Annotated in this window: 4 protein-coding genes; 3 read left to right on the forward strand and 1 reads right to left on the reverse strand. The window is 58.2% G+C overall.

Annotation, left to right across the window (positions count from 1 at the left end; all coding sequences use genetic code 11):
- Positions 1-137: 137 nt before the first annotated feature.
- The gene (locus EOA85_RS33080) at positions 138-560 is read right to left on the reverse strand and encodes a pilus assembly protein N-terminal domain-containing protein (RefSeq protein ID WP_095517025.1); all 423 of its coding nucleotides are present in this window, start codon (positions 558-560) and stop codon (positions 138-140) included.
- Positions 561-912: 352 nt separating this feature from the next.
- Here EOA85_RS33080 and EOA85_RS33085 point away from each other — a divergent pair, with 352 nt between their 5' ends.
- The 3 genes from EOA85_RS33085 to EOA85_RS33095 all read left to right on the forward strand — a co-directional run.
- Positions 913-1,083 (forward strand): Flp family type IVb pilin, encoded by a 171-nt coding sequence (locus EOA85_RS33085; protein ID WP_127212514.1) that lies wholly within the window; start codon positions 913-915, stop codon positions 1,081-1,083.
- A 152-nt stretch (positions 1,084-1,235) separates the two neighbouring features.
- On the forward strand, positions 1,236-1,754 hold the full coding sequence (locus EOA85_RS33090; RefSeq protein ID WP_127212515.1) for a prepilin peptidase: 519 nt from the start codon (positions 1,236-1,238) through the stop codon (positions 1,752-1,754).
- A gap of 222 nt (positions 1,755-1,976) precedes the next feature.
- Positions 1,977-2,296, forward strand: a 320-nt coding sequence (locus tag EOA85_RS33095) for an SAF domain-containing protein (protein WP_348627954.1), incomplete at its 3' end; no start/stop codon positions are given.

Genomic DNA, 2,296 nt, shown 5'->3' on the forward strand with positions numbered 1-2,296 from the left:
ATCCTGAAGGGGTGTCGGAGGGAATATTAGCGGAAACCCATTGAAGTGCGGTTTGTATGATCGTTAAATTTGAGGGAGAGGCTTTAACAGGCCGACAACCGAAGCGGCATTTCAGCGGGGTGAGAACAATCCGCTCGTTACCGGCCGGCGCTCATCTCGGCTTCCGAGGCCTTCTCCGCATCGCTTTTATACGAGCTTTCGCAATACGGCGTGCAGGACATGGTCTGTATTTCGGCACGCCGATAGATGCGCACCGACGACGCGTCCTGCCGCACGACGGTGATCTGCTCGTCGACGATCGGACGGCCCTCTTGATCGAGGACGACGAGGTTGGTGACGCCGAAGCCTTTGCCCGTCAGCACGATCGTCGAAGCATCCTGCACGGAGGCGTCGGCGATCGCCGGGTTGCCGACGACGATCGTATCGGCGGCGCGCGACAGTTTGACGATCTTCGCCTGATTCATCGTGACCTCGATGCCGGCGCCAGCCTTGACCGGCACGACAAAGGCCGTGGCGGCAAGGAGCGCGGCAATCGGAAAGGACGATCTCGGCCCGGTCATTGAAGCGCTCCACGGCGGCAAACTGCTCAACGGAACATGAACGAGATTGGTGAACCAACGGTTAATTAGAGAAGTGCCGTGGTGATGTCGGGATCGGAATCGTGATCGCCTGCAGCGGGCCGCCCTTTTCCCAAATCGCTAAATTGCGCCTTTCGCGGCCCGTGACGTGCCTGCCGGACCATAACGTCACTTAGTTTACGGTTAACCACGCAATGTCATCGAAGCCGGAAAGGAATCGGTAAGGCTGTTTATTAAGCCGATCGAAAGAGCTTCTCCGTAGATTGGCAGTATCCGATCAGCCGCCAAGAGAAGTTGACGGAACTGCTGTAACACGTGGAGTAGGAGCTCTCGAATGTCTAATCTCATTGCACGTTTTGTGAAGGACGAATCCGGCGCGACCGCTATCGAATACGGTCTTATCGCCGCTCTCATCGCGCTCGCCATCATGGTCGGCGCCGGCTCGCTGGGCAACGCGCTGAACGCGAAGTTCAACGGGATCGCCACTTCGATCAACAATTCGTAACAGATCACGACGTCTTGTCGTTTTCCAGAACAGGGCCGCCTCACTGGCGGCCCTGTTTCGTCGTACCGCAGATTTCAGCTCGCAGCCTCATCAATCGTTAATCGAACATGTCTAAGCTGGGCTAGGCATAGTTGACCATAGGCCCCGCGCAGATGCTTGAAGCCCTGATCTTCGTCGTCTTTCCGTTCTGCATGCTTTTCGCGGCGATCTCCGACATGCTGTCGATGACGATCGCCAATCGCGTGCCGGTGCTGCTTGTGGCAGTCTTCGCCCTGGTCGCGCCGCTGACGGGAATGGACTGGGCAACCTATGGCTGGCATTTCGCCGCCGGTGGCCTGGTTCTCGCCGTGACCTTCGGTCTGTTCGCGCTCGGCGGCATGGGAGGCGGCGACGCCAAGCTGCTGGCCGCCACTGCCGTGTGGATGGGGCTCAATGTCCATCTCATCCAATATCTCGTTGTCTCGACATTCATCGGTGGCCTGCTGACGCTCGCAATCCTTGTCTATCGGAAATCGCCGCTTGCGGCCGTTACAAGCCATAATCCGTTTTTACGCCATTTCGCCGACGAGACATCAGGCGTTCCCTATGGTATCGCGCTTGGCATTGGCGGCCTGCTCACCTTTCCGAATTCGCCCTTGATGACGTGGGCACTTGCAAGGCTGGCGGTCTGATTCTCGCCGCCAACATTTTCTCGTCAGACCATGCCTATCATTCTTCGATTTGGCGTTGAAGCAGGCAGCTTGGCAGCCTTTTTTGCGGTCCGGAGCGATGCCTCAAATTTATGTAAACCTTAAATTAATCACGATCGTAAGTATTAAATTAACCTTGTTTTGACGATTGCCGCTGCAAGGTCCGGCTTGGCTAGGTGGTTTGCCAAGGCGAGGTTCGGACAGATGCCAGCATCCCGACTGATCATTCTAGGCGTGGCGGTGGCCGCGGCGGGGGGCGCAGGATATGTTGCAAAAAACATGGTGGCGGCTCCGCCGCCTCAAATCGTCGATTCCGGCCCCACGGCGCCGGCAATCGCGCTGCAGGACGTGCTTGTCCTGTCAGGCGACGTTCCGATGGGCAGCCCGCTCGAGAACAACATCAGCTGGCAGTCCTGGCCGGCCGACGGCGTCAACGCAAACTTCATCACCCGCGCCGCCGAGCCCGATGCGCTTGAGAAGCTGAAAGGCGGCGTCGCCCGTGTCGCGATGTATGCCGGCGAGCC

The sequence above is a fragment of the Mesorhizobium sp. M5C.F.Ca.IN.020.29.1.1 genome (assembly GCF_003997375.1).
Taxonomy (GTDB): domain Bacteria; phylum Pseudomonadota; class Alphaproteobacteria; order Rhizobiales; family Rhizobiaceae; genus Mesorhizobium; species Mesorhizobium wenxiniae.